We start from the raw sequence: 15,033 nt of genomic DNA, 5'->3' as shown, positions 1-15,033 counted from the left end.
TGGGGGGCAGCCCCCTGAGAAAATAGCTCGATGCCAGGTAAAATATTCATCCCAACCATCTACGGTTGCTCTTTGTTGAGTAATATAGTAGTTGACTTAAAAGCCACCCTTGCGGGTGGCTTTTTTGTTGGTTTATTTGTTGGTTAATATGGCTTCAAGAGCGATGGGCGTGCACGTCCTTCCATGCGCCATCGAGTCGCTGGTGCCCCAATCACCGTTCGCCACGCTATCAAGCAGGGTTTGATTGAGGCAGATCAAATTCTGATCAGGCGTTTCTTTTGCCCCAGCTAGGGCGTTGCTTTCTTGGCTGTATTGGTTTATGGGTTTAATTCCAAATCTTCGAACGAAATAATCCTCTCAAAGCCACCAGACTCATGCTCTGGATTGCCTGGCCGATCGCTGAACAGCACCTGCATACCGCTTGTGCCCGCAGCTTGGCATTCGGCTAATGCATCGCTCACAAACAACACATTGGAGCAAGAGACTCCCAGTACCTTTGCAATCTTGGTGTAACTAATTTCATCGCTTTTTGGGCCCATGCGGGTGTCGAACCAATGCTCAAATAATGGTCTGAGATCCCCGCTATTGCTGTAGCCGTAGATCAACTGTTGCGCCCCCACCGACCCGGATGAGTACACCGCCAGCAGAATCCCGTCTGCATGCCAGCGCTTCAGGGAGGCTGCCACATCATCAAACAGCGGACCCTGCAGCTTGCCACTGCGGTAGCCCCTATCCCAGATGAGCCCCTGCAGCTCCTTTAGCGGCGCAAGCTTGCGATCCTGGTCGATCAGCCATTGCAGATATTGCAGTACCCCCTTGCTCTTTGTTGTGGCCTTGTTTTTGCCCATTTCACGGGCTGCTGGATCTTGATCCTGCGCCCATGCTTTCTCAACTTCAGCAAGTAAATTTTGCACTTGCGAGTCTTTGCTTTGCTCGCTTAAAAAGCTGCCAAGATGTTCAGCTGCGTAGGGAAATAGGGTGCCGGATACGTAGCTCACCGGGCAAGTAGTGCCTTCAATATCGAGCAGCACATGACTAATGCCGTGTCGCTGCACCTTCCCCCTAGTTTGCTGCTTTGCGTTAATCCCCTTCAGCAGTAGCTGTCGCCAGTGTTGCTCCAGCAAGAACTCTAGAATTTCCAGATGCCTCTGAGCTATCAGCAAATCTTTGCCCCAGGCATAAAGGCCGTGACCCGCAATCAGCAGTCCATAGGGAGCAGCGGCTATGTGGGGCTCAGCAGCGATTCGCAGTCGTGCCAGGTCCTGATCGTTTTTCAGCACCGGAATTAAGATGGTGGTGGCGTGGGTGGCGATACCCTCCAAGCCTTTGAGCATCTCCAGGTCTTGTAGCTCTAGGAAGGCGACGCTTGCTTTAGAGGGGGCGTAACGCTGTGACAGCAGTGTTCCAGCTTGCGAATGGGTGTGCAGAACCGCTCCGGCTCCACAGGTTTCCACAATTGCGAGGTGTAAGGCGGTTTCGGCGCTGGCTTGCCCGTTACCACGCAGCACAACCCCAGAGCCATCGACCAGGATCAGCTGCTCAGGTGCGACGCTGCCCTTATCCACGCCACTTGGAGCCATCAGTAATTGCAGCGGCTGCTGCTGCTGCACGCAGCTGAAGTTGCCGCCTGTGCCATCGCACCAACCGCGGCTATGAATAGCGGCCATTGCCCTACTGAGCTGCTGTGCCATTACGGCAGGGATGGTGGCGGCGTTATCCATGCTGTCGTGCAATTGACTTAATGCTGGCAGCTTGGACACCAGTGGCTGCTGCGTCCGCCAAGTTTGTCGCGCTGGATGGGCGTATGGCAGCGGCGGCAGGGTGCACCACCACGCCTATAGACCCACGCCACACCGCCGTAGTTGCCGTTGTTGCCGGTGAGGTCGCGGAAGTCGCTGAAGGTTGTGCCGCCGGCGCCGATGCTGGTTTCAAGCACCTCTACCAGTGCACGCCGAAGGCGCTCCAACTGCGAAGCGCCAAGGCTGCCGCTGGCGGTGGCGGGCCGAATTCCTGCAGTAAAGAGGGATTCATCAGCGTAGATGTTGCCTACTCCAGCCACTAACGATTGATCCAGCAGTGCATTTTTGATTGGCCGACTGGAGCCCCGCAAGCGCTCAGCCAGGTAAGCCGCGTTGAAGGCTGGGCTGAAGGGCTCCGGTCCCAGCCGCCCTAGGCCGGTGATTACCGAGTCCAGCGGCTGGCTGGGGGGCACCCACCACATCTGGCCAAAGCTGCGGGTGTCGACGAATCGCAGCTCCTGGCCGCCGCTCGCAAACAGTTGCACACGGGTGTGGGAGCAGGCTTGTTTCGGTGTTTCAAGCCAGAGAAACTGGCCCGTCATGCGTAGGTGTACGCCCCAACTGCCAGCCAGCTCACCCTGTCGGCTGAGTTGCCCTATTAGATACTTGCCGCGTCGCGACCAGGCGCCAACACGGCAACCACACAGTGCCACAGCAAATGCCGCCGGACTGGCCGGGCTGGCTATGGCCCTAGCCCGGTGCACCTCAACCCGGTTGATCTCAAAGCCTTGGGTCTGCTGCTCGAGACCCCGCCGCACAGTTTCCACTTCGGGTAGTTCCGGCATGGGCTCAGTGGCTTATCGGCTCAGTGCCAGTCCGGCGCTTGCCCAGCAAAATGCCCGTGCGACGAAAAGCGGAGGTGCTTCAGGCCTTGTGGAGTTCGCTCTCGGCGAAGTTGTTGGTGTTGATGCCGCCATCGGAGCCGCTGTAGCCGTTGTAGTTCACTTTCTCAAAGCGAACCACTACGGGGTAGCGGATGCCGGAGGTGTCGATCGAAGCGACGGTGCCGACTTCGTTAAACCAATAAGACTCGGGGCGCTTAATACGCACCTTGTCGCCGCGGGAGATGGCCATCGCTGCGCTGTAGATCGGGTGGCTGTCAGAGAGAAGATACTTGCGCCAGAGGTGGGCTTCACCGTGGGCGTCACGATTCGTCGCCCTTGCTGAGAGGTCTGCTGCCCATGGCACCATCGACAGCACAGCAGAGCGTCCCTTTCCATGGCCATGGACCCGAAGGAGGTCCCGGCGCCGCCGGTGCTCAACCTGGAGCTGCCCGACCCCGACAGCGACACCATCAGCACGATGGAGTTTCTGGCCAAGCTTGAAGAAGCCTGGGCCGTGTGCGATCGATTCGACCTGCAGACCGAGATCTGGCGCGGACGGATTTTGGCGGCTGTGCGGGACCGGGAAAAGCGCGGCGGCGAGGGGCGCGGTACTGGTTTCTTGCAGTGGCTGCGTGAGCGGGAGATCAGCAAGACCCGCGCCTACACCTTGATACAGCTGGCTGAGTCGGCTGAGAGCTTGGTGGGTGGCGGCCTGCTTGAGCAGACCAGTGTCAACAACTTTTCCAAGCGGGCCTTTCTTGAGACTGCCCAGGCCGATCTGGAGGTTCAGCAACTGATCAGTGAGGCGGCCAATGAGGGTCAGCAGATCACCCGTAAGCAGGTGCGTCGCCTCAGTGATGAGTTCACCGCCGCCACCAGCCCGCTTCTGCCTGAGGAGATCCGTCAGCGCACCGCTGAAAATCTCCTGCCGTCGCGTGCGGTGGCGCCCCTAGTAAAAGAGCTAGCCAAGCTGCCAGAAGATCAGCAGGAGGACCTGCGCAAGGTGTTGCGTGAGGAACCGGAGCTGGAGCGAGTCAAGGAGGTGACCAACACGGCCCGTTGGTTGAGTAAAGCGGCCGAGGCAGCCTTGGCGGTGCGGGCTTTTCAGCTGGGGGAGCTTGATTTCGAGAAGGCGCTGCAGGAGGCCCAGCGCCTCGATGCCTTGGGCTTGCTAGCCGATGCGGTAGGCCAGGCCCAGATCCTTGAAAGTGCCGTGCTGAAGTTGCATACCAGCTGGCGGAGGCTGGGGGGACTGCAAGAGCGTCTCTGGGTGGAGAGCGGCAGCAGCACGCCCCACCTGCGCGAACTGCTCACCGTCCTGCAGTCGCTCAGCGGCAGCACCCTGCGGGTTTCCCTGGGGGAGCTGGCGGGGGGCAAGCGCGTGCGCCTGCAATTGGTGGAGGAGTCGCCTGAGCAGCTGCCGCCGCCACACCTGCCCTGATTGGCCCTTAACCCCGCATTTGGTGGCCGCTATGGTCGGTGTGCACTACGGGTAGGGCCCCTTTGCTTTCTGGCCCTGCTGACCCGCTGGAGTTGGCCCTGGAGCGCTACTTCGGCTGGTCTGAGTTCCGTCCTGGTCAGAGGTCGGTGGTGGAGGCCCTGCTGGCCGGCCAGGACTGCCTGGCGGTGCTGCCAACCGGTGGCGGCAAGTCGCTTTGTTACCAGCTGCCGGCCTTGGTGCGTGGTGGCCTGGTGCTGGTGATTTCACCGCTGGTTGCCCTGATGCAGGACCAGGTGAGCCAGCTGCAACGCCGAGGCATTCCGGCGGCCTGCCTACATGGCGGCCTGGCCCTATCGGAGCGGCGCCAGCTGCTGCAGCGGCTGCGAGACCACAGGCTGCGGCTGCTTTATCTGGCTCCGGAGCGGCTGCAGGGGGAAGCCACCCGCCAGTTGCTCGACGAAGTGCTGGAGAGTGGCCAGCTGGTTGCGTTGGCGGTGGATGAGGCCCACTGCATCAGCGCCTGGGGCCATGATTTTCGCCCCGACTACCGCCGCCTAGGCCAATTGCGGGCTCAGTGCCCCGGGGTGCCCCTAGTGGCCCTCAGCGCCACTGCCGCCCCCCAGGTGCGGGCCGACATCATTCAGTTGCTGCAGCTGCGGAGGCCGCTGATCCAGGTGCGTTCGGCCCGCCGCAGCAACCTGGTTTATGGCATGCGGGTGCGTCCTCCAGAGCCCCTTGCCCTGGTGCAGGCGGAGCTGGAGGGGGCCCGGGGTGCGGTGCTGATTTACGCGCGTACACGGCGTTCGGTCGAGCAGTGGGCGGCTCGCTTAACAGGGGCCGGGGTGGAGGCGATCGCTTATCACGCCGGCATGGATCCTGAAAGTCGCCAGCTTGCCCTGGAGCACTTCCAACTTCAGCCGCGGCCTGTGCTGGTGGCCACCGTGGCCTTCGGCATGGGGGTGGATCGCCCGGATGTGGGGCTGGTGCTGCACCTGGATCTGCCTGCCAGTCCGGAGGGATATTTGCAGGAATCGGGCCGTGCCGGACGCGATGGGATAGAAGCCCGCTGTTTGGTGCTCTACGACCCGGCGGATCGCACCAGCCTGGGCTGGGCGATTCGGAGCGCGGGGTCCCAGCGCCCGCAGGATCAGCAACGGCTGGAGCTGGCCCAGCAGCAATTGCGGCGCATGGAAGCGGTGGCCGAGGGCGAGGGCTGCCGGGAGCAGGCGCTGCTGCTGGCCGTAGGAGAACTGGCGGCTGCCTGCGGCCGCTGTGACAACTGCCGTAGCCCCCGTCAGCGTCGGGATTGGTCGGTTGAGGCCCATCAGGCGCTGGAGGTGCTGGATTTGCGCCCCGGCCGTGACTTACGCCACTTGGCCGAGGAGCTCGCCTCTGTCTTGCCGGCTGAGCAGCGACAGGAGCAAGAAGCCAGCTGGGGGTGGCTGCTGCGGCGGCTGGCCCAAGAGGAATTTCTCAGTGAAAGCGACGACGGCGCCCAGCGGCTCTATCTGCGCGCCTCGGGCCGGCGCTACGTGCGCCAGCCCTGGCCGCTGCATCTGGCTGCCTGATCGGCGGCGGCTGTGTAGCAGCTGGTCTAGCTGGCCCGGGCCTTGCAGATATCGCTGATTAGTTGTTCCTCAAAGTCGCTCTGGGGTGCATCCCAGCTCTTCCATTGGCCTGATTGGCTGGTGGCATTGAGCTTGCGGGCACCGCAGTTGACTGCTAGGTAGACGGGCTTGCCATCGCCATTGAGGGTAGGGGCCACGAAACTGCCTCCCATGGGTTGCCAGTTGGCCCAGTCCACCTGCAGGGGGCCGTAGCTGCGCCAGTCGGGCCCTTGGGGCTTGCTGCTGCTGGGCCGGCTGGCGGGGGAGGTGGTGGAAGTGGTCGAGGCTTTGGCGATAGGCGTGGCAACGACAGGTGAGGGCTTGGGAGTGGGCTGGATTTTGGGCTGGGCCGCCGCAAGTACCACTGGTTTTGCGGTGGGTTGCACGCTTTGTTGAACGGGCTGTTGCACGGATTGTTGAACAGGCTGTTGAATGGGTTGTTGTATGGCCTGTTGAACGCTGGGTGTGGGTCGGGGAGTGGGTTTGGGGGTTGCCACGGCTGTGGTTACAGCGGGGGTCGCGGCTGTGGTCACGGTGGGTTTAGGGGCTGGCGTTGCCTTTGGCACTGGCGTTGCCGCAGGCTTGGGCTTGGGCTTTGCCTGGGCTACTGGCTTGGGAGTGGCCTTCACCGGAGGTGGGGCCTGCAGCTTCAGGCGGGTGCCGGACACCACCAGATCGGGGTCTTCGATTTTATTGATGGCAACCAGCCGCTCAACCGGCAGCCCGTAGCTGTCGGCGATGGTGGAAAGGTTTTCGCCGCTGGTCACCACGTGTTCCTTGGCGTTGCGCGGGGCCGCTGTGCTGCGGGGGGCGGCCGATGAGGACGGACGCCCAGGGATGGCTAAGCGTGTTCCCGCCACCACCAGATTTGGATTGCTGATCCCATTTACCTGGATCAGGCGCTCGGTGCTGGTGCCGAAGCGATCGGCGATTTCTGAAAGGGTTTCACCGCTTTTCACCGTGTAAGGGGCGGTGGGCAGTGCTCGGGGAGCGGCGGCCGCTTGTGCCCGGCGAGATCCAGGCAGCACCAGCTTTTGGCCTGCCACCACCATGTTGGGGTTGGTGATGCCGTTGGCCTGCATCAACTGGTTGAGGCTGATCCCTTGGCGATCGGCGATGTCGGAGAGGGTGTCCCCGGGCTGGACGGTGACACTGCCGCCCCTGGGACTCCCACCGGCGTTATTGGCACCGGCGCTACTGCCTGGCAGCCGCAGGCTCTGGCCCGCCACCACCAAGTTGGGGTTGCTAATGCCATTGACCTGCATCAGTCGCGAGAGGCTGACGCCGTGGCGTTCGGCAATCTCAGAGAGGGTTTCGCCTGGCTTCACCACCACGTTTGCCAGGGCTGCGGCAGGGGCCAGACCCGGGAAGGGCAACACCACTGCTAGGGCCAGGGCGGCAAGGGAGCGACGCATCGGCACCACGTATAGCTACGGGAACGTTAAGGGCCCTGCCAAGTCTCATCCAGCCCCCCAATCGCCTTCGGCGCATCAAAGGTTCTGATCGCCCTGCCTTCGCCCCCCAATCGCCCTGACGCAGTTAGCCCAGCAGCCGCTTCACCAGGGTCAACTTGCCCGCATAGGGGGGGTAGCGGAAGGGTAGATCCAGCCAGAAGGGGCGCCGCAGCACCGTGCGCCGGTGCGAAAAGGTGAGAAAGCCAGCTTCGCCGTGGTAGTTGCCCATGCCGCTCTCGCCGACGCCGCCGAAAGGTAGGGAGGTCGCACCCGCCTGCATCACCACATCGTTGAAGCAGACGCCGCCGGAGCTGGTGGTGTCCAGGGTGCGCTGCTGGGCGGCTCGATCATGGCTGAATAAGTAGAGAGCAAGGGGCTTGGGCCGCGCCCTCACCTCTGCTAAGGCCGCTTCCAGGTTGGCTACTGCCAGCACGGGCAGGATTGGGCCAAACAGCTCCTCCTGCATCAGCGGATCGTCGCCGGATTCGATCGCCACCAAGGTGGGCTCGATGCGCCGGCGGCTGGGATCGCTGCTCCCCCCCGCCAGCACCTGGCCGCGGCTGCGGGCCCCCGCCAGCAGGGCCTCCAGCCGCTGGAACTGGTCTTCATTAACGATGCAGCCCATGTCTTCGCTGACGAGGGGATCGCTGCCGTAAAAGCGTTGCCATTCGGCGGCGATGGCCGCCACCAGGTCGTCCCGCACGGCGGGTTGCACCAGCAGGTGATCAGGAGCGATGCATGTTTGGCCAGCGTTTAGCCCCTTGCCCCAGGCCAGGCGCTTAGCGCTGGTGACTATGTCGGCATCGGCAAGCACGATCGCCGGACTCTTGCCGCCCAGCTCCAGGGTCACGGGGGTGAGATGGCGGGCAGCGGCGGTCATCACCAACCGGCCCACCCGGCCGCCCCCGGTGAAAAAAATGTGGTCAAACTGCTGCTCCAGTAGCTCTGCGGCCACGGCCCCATCACCCGTGACGACCTGCACCACCTCGGGCGGGAAGGCCTGAGGCAGGCAGCGGGATAGCAGCTCGGCGATGCGGGGGGCATGCTCCGAGGGCTTGAGCACGGCCGTGTTGCCCGCTGCCAGGGCGCTAACTAGCGGGTGCAAACACAGTTGCAGCGGATAGTTCCAGGGGCCGATGATCAACACGCAGCCCAACGGTTCGGCCTGCACCCAGGCCTGGCCGGGCCGCATGGCCAGATCCAGCCCAATTGGCCGCGGCGCCATCCAGCGCTTTAACTTGCGGCGGGTGAGGGTCAGCTCCTGACGCACCGCTATCAGCTCAAAGGTGGCTTCTAGGGCAGGTTTGCCAAGATCACCTGCAAGGGCTTCGAGCACCGCGGCTTCCTGATCCCGCAGCAGCCCGCCCAGTCGATCGAGCTGCTCCAGCCGCCAGGCCAGGCTGCGGGTATGGCCCGTGCTGACGGGTGCCCGCATCGCAGCGATCGGCGTGACCAGGAGCGGGGTGGCGGTTGGGGCGGAAGCCAAGGAGTAAGAGGCGAGTTGCCCCAAGCTGGCAAATTAATTCTTGCTTCGGTTGCTTAGAGCCCGTCAGGACGTACAGCATTTTGCAGAGCAGCTGGAAGAACATGACCTGGTCTCCCACGATCAGGCGGCTCAGATTCGCCCGGGCGCAGCTGGGGAGCCATTCTCATGAGGAGCGGTGCCAGCCCCTCTTTTGTAAGCCCTTGACGAGATTTGAACTCGTGACCTCTCCCTTACCAAGGGAGTGCTCTACCACTGAGCTACAAGGGCATGTGGAAGGTGGGCCGGGTTGGATTTGAACCAACGTAGGCAGAGCCAGCGGATTTACAGTCCGCCCCCATTAACCACTCGGGCACCGACCCGAACCACACCCGAAGAACTTACCAGCCGACCTTCTCCATGCAGCTGCTCGCTCTCCACGGTCCCAATCTCAACCTGCTGGGCACGCGCGAGCCGGGGCTGTACGGCAGCGCCAGCCTGGAGCAGATCAACGCGGAGCTGCACCAGCGGGCGGTGGAGTTGGGGGCCACGATCGACTGCTTCCAGAGCAACCACGAGGGGGCCCTGGTGGATCGCATCCACCAGGCGCGCGGCGCTGTGGAAGGGATCCTGATCAACGCCGGCGCCTACACCCACACCTCGATCGCCCTGCGCGATGCCCTGCTGGGGGTGGCCATTCCTTATGTGGAGCTCCACCTGAGCAACGTGCACGCCCGGGAGCCGTTTCGGCATGGGTCCTATCTCGCTGATCGGGCGGTGGGGGTGATCTGCGGGTTTGGCGCTGGGAGTTACCGTTTGGCGCTCGAGGGTCTGGTGACTTACCTGCGCAGCTCGTCTTGACCGCCTCCTTGACCGCTTCCGTCACCCCCGTGCTGAGGGCCGAGCAGGCCCGCATCAAGTGGCTGGTGGCCCCCAGCAGTGCCAGCTGGCTGGATCAGGCCAATGCCCGGCCGGATCTGGTGCTGATCGATCACGCCCACTGCGAGCGCAAGGCGGCCGGTGTGGCCCTGCAGCTGATGTTCCGTTACCCCTCCGATGTGGCGTTGGGAGCGGCGCTCAGCCCGCTGGCCCGCGAGGAGCTCGAGCATTTCGAGCTGGTGCTGCAGTTGCTGCAGCGGCGCGGCATTGCCCTTAAGCCGCTGCCCGCGCCAGGGTATGGCGCCCAGCTCACGGCGGCGGTGCGCAAGGGTGAGCCCGAGCGCATGCTGGATTCCTTCCTGATGGCCGGCCTGATCGAGGCCCGCAGCCATGAGCGCATGGCCCTGCTGGCGGCCCACAGTTCCGATGACGAGCTGCGCGCGCTGTATGGCGAGCTGTTGGCCAGTGAGGCGCGTCACTTCGGGCTCTATTGGCTGCTCTGCGAGGAGCGCTTTGGCCGGCAGGCCACTGTGGCGCGGCTGGAGCAGCTGGCGGCGGCTGAAACCCTTGCTTTAACAGGAGTTTTGGAGGCTCCTGATCAGGTGCGTATGCACTCGTTCGGAGTGGCTTAAGCCATTTTAGGAGTGTCCCAAGTGTGTCCCGGCCTTCTCTGAGCCCTCTGCTCACGGCGTTGTGACTCAAGCGTGGCCCAACCCGCTTGCGTCGTTGATACCGGGCAATGCACGTTGGCGGGGGTGGTGACGACTGAATGGATGTGGCCACTGGTTGCCTTTCTTGGTCTGGTGCATCTCCGGATCACGCTTGCCAACTTTGCTCTTGATGGAACTGGGTGCCGCGATCAAGCAGGCATCCACGACTGTGCCCTGGCGCATCGTCATGCCCCGCACCAGGCCTCACCTTTCAGCAGGTGCTGGAAGGTGAGAGGGCGCTTATCGAAGCGTTGCCGAACAAGAGCATCCCTAAGCGGGATCAGGCTCCACAATCATCCACAGAATGCGCATCGCATCTGCCTGCTCGAGCAATTCCAAGTGCTCCGCAGTGAGTGCCCTTGCGTCGCCCTCACGGCCATCCAGGGTTAACTCAGATAGCTGCGCCATACACCAGTCACGCAATTGCGTGACGGCCAAGATGCGCCGGTCGCGATCAGCTGAACCGCAAAAACGTTGTGCGTCGGCCTCGTGCATCGTTGAGGATTAAGGCCATCTCACTCTGCCGTGGATATGACGAGGCAGAGGAGCGCAATCCAACGCTGGACTGTGCCATTTCATGCTCACCGGAGCCTGAAGATACAAATTCTACCAGGCGTGGTGCGATTTTTACTAGGAGGCCATCTTTGGCATGGCTAGCTACAAGATGGGGCATCGGAGATCTCTAAGAAGATTTTTAGTTTAGATCAATCTCGTGCATTGGTGGGAGGTTCGCAACGGCCAAGGCCCTGCTGAATAAGCTGTGCATTGTGGCGTTGGAGTTCAATCTGGGGTGGGAAAGTCCCCAGCTGATCTTCCTCTCCTTTGTATGTCTGCAGGGCTATCTTTGGCATGCCCTGCGAGCCATGGGTTTCGACTTCAAGCGTGTGAATAAGGCCCTGGCCGAGGCCAAGGCTTTTCGTGTAGAAGTTGTCAGATGCGATCAGTGAGCAGCTGCATGTAGGAGTGCGCTGGTGAAGTCGCGCTCAATCTGGAGTTTCAGGCTTTCAGCCTTTTGGAGGTTTTTATAGAGGCGACTCAATTCGGCTTCCTGGGCTTGTAACTTCTTGGCGAGGCCCAGCTGCGCAGCAGAGAGCTCGGGAAACTCGCAAGAAATAGCCATGATGTCGTCGCCGCGTCGAACGCGTGTGAGCAGGTTGAGCATGGTGTTTGACACCGCAGATGTCGGAGTGATCCAGCCCCAGTACACCGGTAATGATGCTGCCATTGGCTTGTTGATGGTCGATCCATAGCTTAAGAAGCGCTACAGAATAAATCTCCGTAATAGCGACATTCATCCGTGCCAAAGATCACCTGCGCCTGTGAGGTGAAAACCCCCAACTCAGGGCGAAGTGAGCAAAGGTGGGCTGGTTCATCAATTTCACAACCGATGCCGGTGCCCACGATTTACTTCGCAACGACGACAGGCAAAACTGAGGACGTCGCAAACCGACTGGCGCCACTGGTTCAAGCATCAGCGGTTGTTGACGTGGCCGATATCAGCGATCCATCGGTGTTTCTCGACAGTCAAGCCTTGATCTGCTGCGCGCCGACATGGAATACCGGTGCCGATGACCTCCGTTCTGGTACGGCCTGGGATACGCACCTCGAAGCGATTGAAGGGCTGCAGTTTAATGGCAAGCCTGTCGCGATTCTGGGCCTAGGTGATTCGTCGTCTTACAGCGACTATTTCTGTGATGCGATGGAGGAGGTCTACCGAGCCTTTGAGCGGGCTGGTGCCAAGATGATAGGTTCTGTTGATTGCGCTGACTATAACTACAACAGTTCTAAGAGTGTGGTGCGGGGTCGCTTCTGTGGGCTGGCCATCGATGAAGACTCAGAACCTGATCTCACCGACGAACGCTTGATCCGCTGGGCCGAAGTCTTGCGCCGCGAGCTTGCCTGAACAGGTGATTGGTTGAATCAAGCTTGCTCGGTTTGGCTGCAGGTGATGTGATCGGCATCACAGCTGAATTCAAGCCTCGCTGAACCTTCCCCCCAATCATGGGGATGCAGGGAGGTGGGCCGTTTGCACCCAATCCTGGCGAGTGGACGGATCACGCATCCTTGGCACTGTGTTTGGCTGTGGCGAGAACCAGCTGCTGATTCGACGCAAAAGAGCCCCTCTCCAAATCGAAGGATGGCAGGTGTTCACAGTGATGGGGGCGATGTTTTCGCGCCCCAGTTCCTTTGCCAAAACTGCCGTGAAAAGCCCATTCTTCGGGATCTTTGGCCTCCTTCTGCTGACTGTTTCTGGTGTGCCAGCCATGGCTGAGCAGCGAGGCGGGCCGAACTCCGGTGGATCGCGTCCCCAGACCCCTGCCGAACTGGCCAATAGCGACAACCCTTGTGGAGCCCAGCAGCGTCCCTGTGGGTGGTAAGAGCTAATCGAGCAGCGGGAATTGTGCGGCGATGCCATCGCCGGTGAACTGGGCCACCCATCCGCTGGGGTTGTCGAAGAAGCGGATGGCGGTGAACTGCGGGGCCGAGCCCATGTCGAACCAGTGTTTGGTGCCGGCGGGCACTCGCAGGAAGTCGCCGGTCTCGCAGCGCACCTGCAGCACCTCCTCGCCGATGTGCAGGCAGAACAGCCCGCAGCCCTCCACGAAGAAGCGCACTTCGTCTTCGCTGTGGATGTGCTCGGCCAGAAACTTCTGGCGCAGGGCCTGCCGCTCGGGGTGATCCGGGGTGAGGCGGATCGCATCCACCGTGGGGTAGGTGCCGCTGGCCTGCACCTGGGCGATCTCCGCGGCGTAGGCCGCCAGGATCTCGGCCGGCTCGGCGTGCTCCGGGAGCTCCACCCGGGCTGGCCAGCGCTCGAAGCCGATGCCGCGCGCAGCCAGGGCTTCGCCGATCAGGGCCGGATCGCTGCTGTCCAGGCTGGCCGCGGCGGGGCTGCCGCCAGCGGCCGGGAAGATCTGCAGATGGCTCATCGCACCAGCGCGCCCACTGCGGTGAGCCTAGAAAGGGCCCCTCAGCAGCCTGCGTGTGATCCCCTCTCGAGTGCGCCTGCCGCCGCCGGCCTCACCCTGGTGGGCGTGGGCCCCGGTGATCCGGAGTTGCTCACGGTGGCGGCGATTCGGGCGATCCAGCCGGCGGCGGTGGTGGCCTACCCGGTGGCGCGGCTGGAGGCTGAGGGCATGGCGGCGGCGATGGTGCTGCGCGATGGCCTGCCTGAATTCCTGATGGGTGTGATCGGCGGCAACGCCCATCCCCAGGGGCTCATGCAGATCCTGGTGAACGCCCTGGATCTAAGTATGAACCCCCAGCAGGCCGTGGATGCCCCCCGCTTCAAGCTGATCATGCAGAGCGGTGCGGTGCACATTGATCCGCAGTTCAATCCCGAAGTGGGCCATGCGCTGGTGGCCCGCGGCCATCAACTCGGCGACTCCTACGGCTTCGCGAGCTTTAAGGGGGCAGCCCAGATGCTGCGCATCCATCGCGACGCCATGGGCCAGTGCACCAGTCTCGAGGCTGGCGTGGATCACCGGCTCGATGGGGTCGCGCTGGGGTTCTGAGGGCTGCTTGGCTGCTGCTCGAGCAGCATCCGCAGCTGGTGTTCGTTCCAGCCTTCACCCCGCCAGCGCTCGCCGAGGGCCGCGGCCACCGCGGCCACTAGCAAAAGCAACGGCAGCAGGGAAGGATCACCCTGCAGGGTGAACACGAAGGCAGCGCAGAAGAGTGGCGCCCCATGGGCAGCGGCGAACAGAGCCGTGGCACCTACCGCAGCCAACTGGGCCAGGTCGCTGCTGCTGAGTTCTGGCAGCGCCTGTAGCGGACTGATTAACAGGGCGCCCAGGGTCATGCTGCTGTGCATCAGGCCACCGGGGGCCCCCAGGGCGATGCTGAGCACGCTGGCCAGCAGGCGCCACAGCCAGAGGAGCGGGGAACCCACGGATTCACCGCTCAGGGCCGCCGCCAGCGATAGGGAGCCGTCGTTGAGACTCAGGCAGTCACTGACAAGCGCTAGCAGGCTGAGTGAGCCCGCCAGGACAAAGGCGCCGAGGAGCCGCCGCCGCCCCAGCAATTGCTTCACCACGGCAGCCGCCGGCAGCAACAAACGCATGAATAGGGCGCCTGCAGCAGCGCCCACCAGGGTGAGCAGCACGGCCCAGCCCCAGATCCCCGTTGCCAGGGAACCCAGCGCCAGGCCAGGTAGGCGAGCGGGCTGCCCGATGGTGGTGGCCACCACGGTGCCGCTACCTGCCAGCAGCAGGGCCGGCACTACTAGTGGCAGACCACTGCGCTGGCCCAGTTCTTCCAATCCGTAGGCAACGGCCAGTAGGGGCGAGCGAAACGCCGCCCCCAATCCGGCCGCGTCGCCGATCACGGCCAACAGCTGGGGCGAGAGAGAGGCCAGGGGCTGCAACCGGGGCCAGCGCCTGCGAATCGCCAGCAGCAAGCTGGCACCCAGCGCCACTGATGGCGACTCCACTCCCACTGAAAGGCCCCCCAGATGGGTGAGCAACATCAAGGGCAGCCGCCGCAGCTGGGTGGCCAGGTTGAGCTGCTGCAGCCAGAGCAGCTCAACCGCCTTGCCTTCGGACTGGGAGGCGCGATCTAGGGCGAGCAACGACGCGGTGCCGCCCCCGCGGCCGCCAGCCAGCGGCCCCCAGGCCAGGAGAACCAGCAGGCTGGTGGCCCCAAACACCAGCAAGCAGCCGAGCAGCAATTGGGGCTCAGCCGAGAGCCAAAGGGCTGCTTGTATCCGGAAACCGAGTTCCGAGAGCGCCTGGTATGGCCCCATCGCCAACCCGAATACCAGGCCCAGCACCAGCCAACTGCCCAATGCCACAACCAGGCCTGAACGGGGGTCCCTCAAGGCACAAGCCCTGTGAATAGGAGGCTCAATTCTGAAGG

At 62.8% G+C, this 15,033-nt stretch carries 15 protein-coding genes, 2 tRNA genes and 1 pseudogene; 6 read left to right on the top strand and 12 right to left on the bottom strand.

The genetic code is table 11. The annotated features are described in order from the left end of the window. Positions 1-317: 317 nt before the first annotated feature. The 3 genes from mtnC to AC01FP_RS07860 form a co-directional block, all read right to left on the bottom strand. The gene (gene mtnC / locus AC01FP_RS07870; RefSeq protein ID WP_474479340.1) at positions 318-1,760 is read right to left on the bottom strand and encodes an acireductone synthase; all 1,443 of its coding nucleotides are present in this window, start codon (positions 1,758-1,760) and stop codon (positions 318-320) included. After that, entirely contained in the window at positions 1,739-2,584 is an 846-nt protein-coding gene (locus tag AC01FP_RS07865; RefSeq protein ID WP_474479339.1) for a DNA-formamidopyrimidine glycosylase, read from the bottom strand. The genes mtnC and AC01FP_RS07865 overlap by 22 nt, the downstream gene beginning before the upstream one ends. 79 nt (positions 2,585-2,663) lie before the next feature. Further along, on the bottom strand, positions 2,664-2,873 hold the full coding sequence (locus AC01FP_RS07860) for a photosystem I reaction center subunit IV (protein ID WP_474479348.1): 210 nt from the start codon (positions 2,871-2,873) through the stop codon (positions 2,664-2,666). A gap of 150 nt (positions 2,874-3,023) precedes the next feature. On the opposite strand from AC01FP_RS07860, the gene AC01FP_RS07855 reads away from it, so the two are divergent. Both AC01FP_RS07855 and AC01FP_RS07850 read left to right on the top strand, forming a co-directional pair. Next, complete coding sequence (locus tag AC01FP_RS07855) at positions 3,024-4,064, top strand: hypothetical protein (protein WP_474479347.1); 1,041 nt, start codon at positions 3,024-3,026, stop codon at positions 4,062-4,064. 62 nt (positions 4,065-4,126) lie between these two features. Further along, the gene (locus tag AC01FP_RS07850) at positions 4,127-5,632 is read left to right on the top strand and encodes a RecQ family ATP-dependent DNA helicase (protein WP_474479337.1); all 1,506 of its coding nucleotides are present in this window, start codon (positions 4,127-4,129) and stop codon (positions 5,630-5,632) included. A 26-nt stretch (positions 5,633-5,658) separates the two neighbouring features. Here the strand turns inward: AC01FP_RS07850 and AC01FP_RS07845 are convergent, their stop codons facing one another. The 4 genes from AC01FP_RS07845 to AC01FP_RS07830 all read right to left on the bottom strand — a co-directional run bounded on the left by AC01FP_RS07845 (position 5,659) and on the right by AC01FP_RS07830 (position 8,970). Further along, positions 5,659-7,086: a LysM peptidoglycan-binding domain-containing protein gene (locus tag AC01FP_RS07845; protein WP_474479335.1), complete on the bottom strand. Its 1,428-nt coding sequence runs from the start codon at positions 7,084-7,086 to the stop codon at positions 5,659-5,661. Positions 7,087-7,210: 124 nt separating this feature from the next. Further along, entirely contained in the window at positions 7,211-8,560 is a 1,350-nt protein-coding gene (locus AC01FP_RS07840; protein WP_474479345.1) for an aldehyde dehydrogenase family protein, read from the bottom strand. Between the two features lie 246 nt (positions 8,561-8,806). Next, positions 8,807-8,878 (bottom strand) — tRNA-Thr (locus AC01FP_RS07835). Between the two features lie 10 nt (positions 8,879-8,888). Further along, positions 8,889-8,970 (bottom strand) — tRNA-Tyr (locus tag AC01FP_RS07830). A gap of 37 nt (positions 8,971-9,007) precedes the next feature. Here AC01FP_RS07830 and aroQ point away from each other — a divergent pair. Together aroQ and AC01FP_RS07820 are read left to right on the top strand one after the other, a co-directional pair. Further along, complete coding sequence (gene aroQ, locus AC01FP_RS07825; protein ID WP_474479334.1) at positions 9,008-9,448, top strand: type II 3-dehydroquinate dehydratase; 441 nt, start codon at positions 9,008-9,010, stop codon at positions 9,446-9,448. Further along, the gene (locus AC01FP_RS07820; RefSeq protein WP_474479332.1) at positions 9,445-10,098 is read left to right on the top strand and encodes a MiaE family protein; all 654 of its coding nucleotides are present in this window, start codon (positions 9,445-9,447) and stop codon (positions 10,096-10,098) included. Before aroQ ends, AC01FP_RS07820 begins: the two co-directional genes overlap by 4 nt. 69 nt (positions 10,099-10,167) lie before the next feature. On the opposite strand, the pseudogene AC01FP_RS07815 reads toward AC01FP_RS07820, so the two are convergent. The 3 genes and pseudogenes from AC01FP_RS07815 to AC01FP_RS07805 form a co-directional block, all read right to left on the bottom strand. Continuing rightward, positions 10,168-10,371, bottom strand: a pseudogene (locus AC01FP_RS07815) (hypothetical protein); the annotation flags it as partial. Positions 10,372-10,446: 75 nt separating this feature from the next. Continuing rightward, entirely contained in the window at positions 10,447-10,671 is a 225-nt protein-coding gene (locus AC01FP_RS07810; protein ID WP_474479330.1) for a hypothetical protein, read from the bottom strand. Between the two features lie 445 nt (positions 10,672-11,116). Further along, positions 11,117-11,401 (bottom strand): hypothetical protein, encoded by a 285-nt coding sequence (locus AC01FP_RS07805; RefSeq protein WP_474479329.1) that lies wholly within the window; start codon positions 11,399-11,401, stop codon positions 11,117-11,119. Between the two features lie 168 nt (positions 11,402-11,569). Here AC01FP_RS07805 and fldA point away from each other — a divergent pair, with 168 nt between their 5' ends. Continuing rightward, entirely contained in the window at positions 11,570-12,079 is a 510-nt protein-coding gene (gene fldA / locus AC01FP_RS07800) for a flavodoxin FldA (RefSeq protein ID WP_474479328.1), read from the top strand. 478 nt (positions 12,080-12,557) lie between these two features. Here the strand turns inward: fldA and AC01FP_RS07795 are convergent, their stop codons facing one another. Next, a complete protein-coding gene (locus AC01FP_RS07795) occupies positions 12,558-13,106 on the bottom strand; it encodes a 1,2-dihydroxy-3-keto-5-methylthiopentene dioxygenase (RefSeq protein WP_474479327.1) in 549 nt (182 codons plus the stop codon). Here AC01FP_RS07795 and AC01FP_RS07790 point away from each other — a divergent pair. After that, positions 13,098-13,691 (top strand): gamma-glutamyltransferase, encoded by a 594-nt coding sequence (locus AC01FP_RS07790; protein WP_474479325.1) that lies wholly within the window; start codon positions 13,098-13,100, stop codon positions 13,689-13,691. The genes AC01FP_RS07795 and AC01FP_RS07790 overlap by 9 nt on opposite strands. Here the strand turns inward: AC01FP_RS07790 and AC01FP_RS07785 are convergent. Next, positions 13,658-14,995 carry a chloride channel protein gene (locus AC01FP_RS07785; protein WP_474479323.1) on the bottom strand — a complete coding sequence of 446 codons (1,338 nt, stop codon included), beginning with the start codon at positions 14,993-14,995 and terminating at the stop codon, positions 13,658-13,660. The genes AC01FP_RS07790 and AC01FP_RS07785 overlap by 34 nt on opposite strands. Between the last annotated feature and the right edge of the window lie 38 nt (positions 14,996-15,033).

The organism is Cyanobium sp. NIVA-CYA 375, assembly GCF_056108345.1.
Note: the sequence above shows the minus strand (reverse complement) of the source record. Positions and strands in the feature narration are given on the sequence as shown.

Coding starts and splice junctions, on each gene's coding strand:
- AC01FP_RS07790 (WP_474479325.1), top strand. CDS start 13,098: ATGGCTCATCGCACCAGCGCGCCCACTGCGGTGAGCCTAGAAAGGGCC.
- AC01FP_RS07795 (WP_474479327.1), bottom strand. CDS start 13,106: ATGAGCCATCTGCAGATCTTCCCGGCCGCTGGCGGCAGCCCCGCCGCG.
- AC01FP_RS07810 (WP_474479330.1), bottom strand. CDS start 10,671: ATGCACGAGGCCGACGCACAACGTTTTTGCGGTTCAGCTGATCGCGAC.
- AC01FP_RS07860 (WP_474479348.1), bottom strand. CDS start 2,873: ATGGCCATCTCCCGCGGCGACAAGGTGCGTATTAAGCGCCCCGAGTCT.
- AC01FP_RS07845 (WP_474479335.1), bottom strand. CDS start 7,086: ATGCGTCGCTCCCTTGCCGCCCTGGCCCTAGCAGTGGTGTTGCCCTTC.
- AC01FP_RS07840 (WP_474479345.1), bottom strand. CDS start 8,560: ATGCGGGCACCCGTCAGCACGGGCCATACCCGCAGCCTGGCCTGGCGG.
- aroQ (WP_474479334.1), top strand. CDS start 9,008: ATGCAGCTGCTCGCTCTCCACGGTCCCAATCTCAACCTGCTGGGCACG.
- AC01FP_RS07865 (WP_474479339.1), bottom strand. CDS start 2,584: ATGCCGGAACTACCCGAAGTGGAAACTGTGCGGCGGGGTCTCGAGCAG.
- AC01FP_RS07855 (WP_474479347.1), top strand. CDS start 3,024: ATGGACCCGAAGGAGGTCCCGGCGCCGCCGGTGCTCAACCTGGAGCTG.
- AC01FP_RS07805 (WP_474479329.1), bottom strand. CDS start 11,401: ATGGCAGCATCATTACCGGTGTACTGGGGCTGGATCACTCCGACATCT.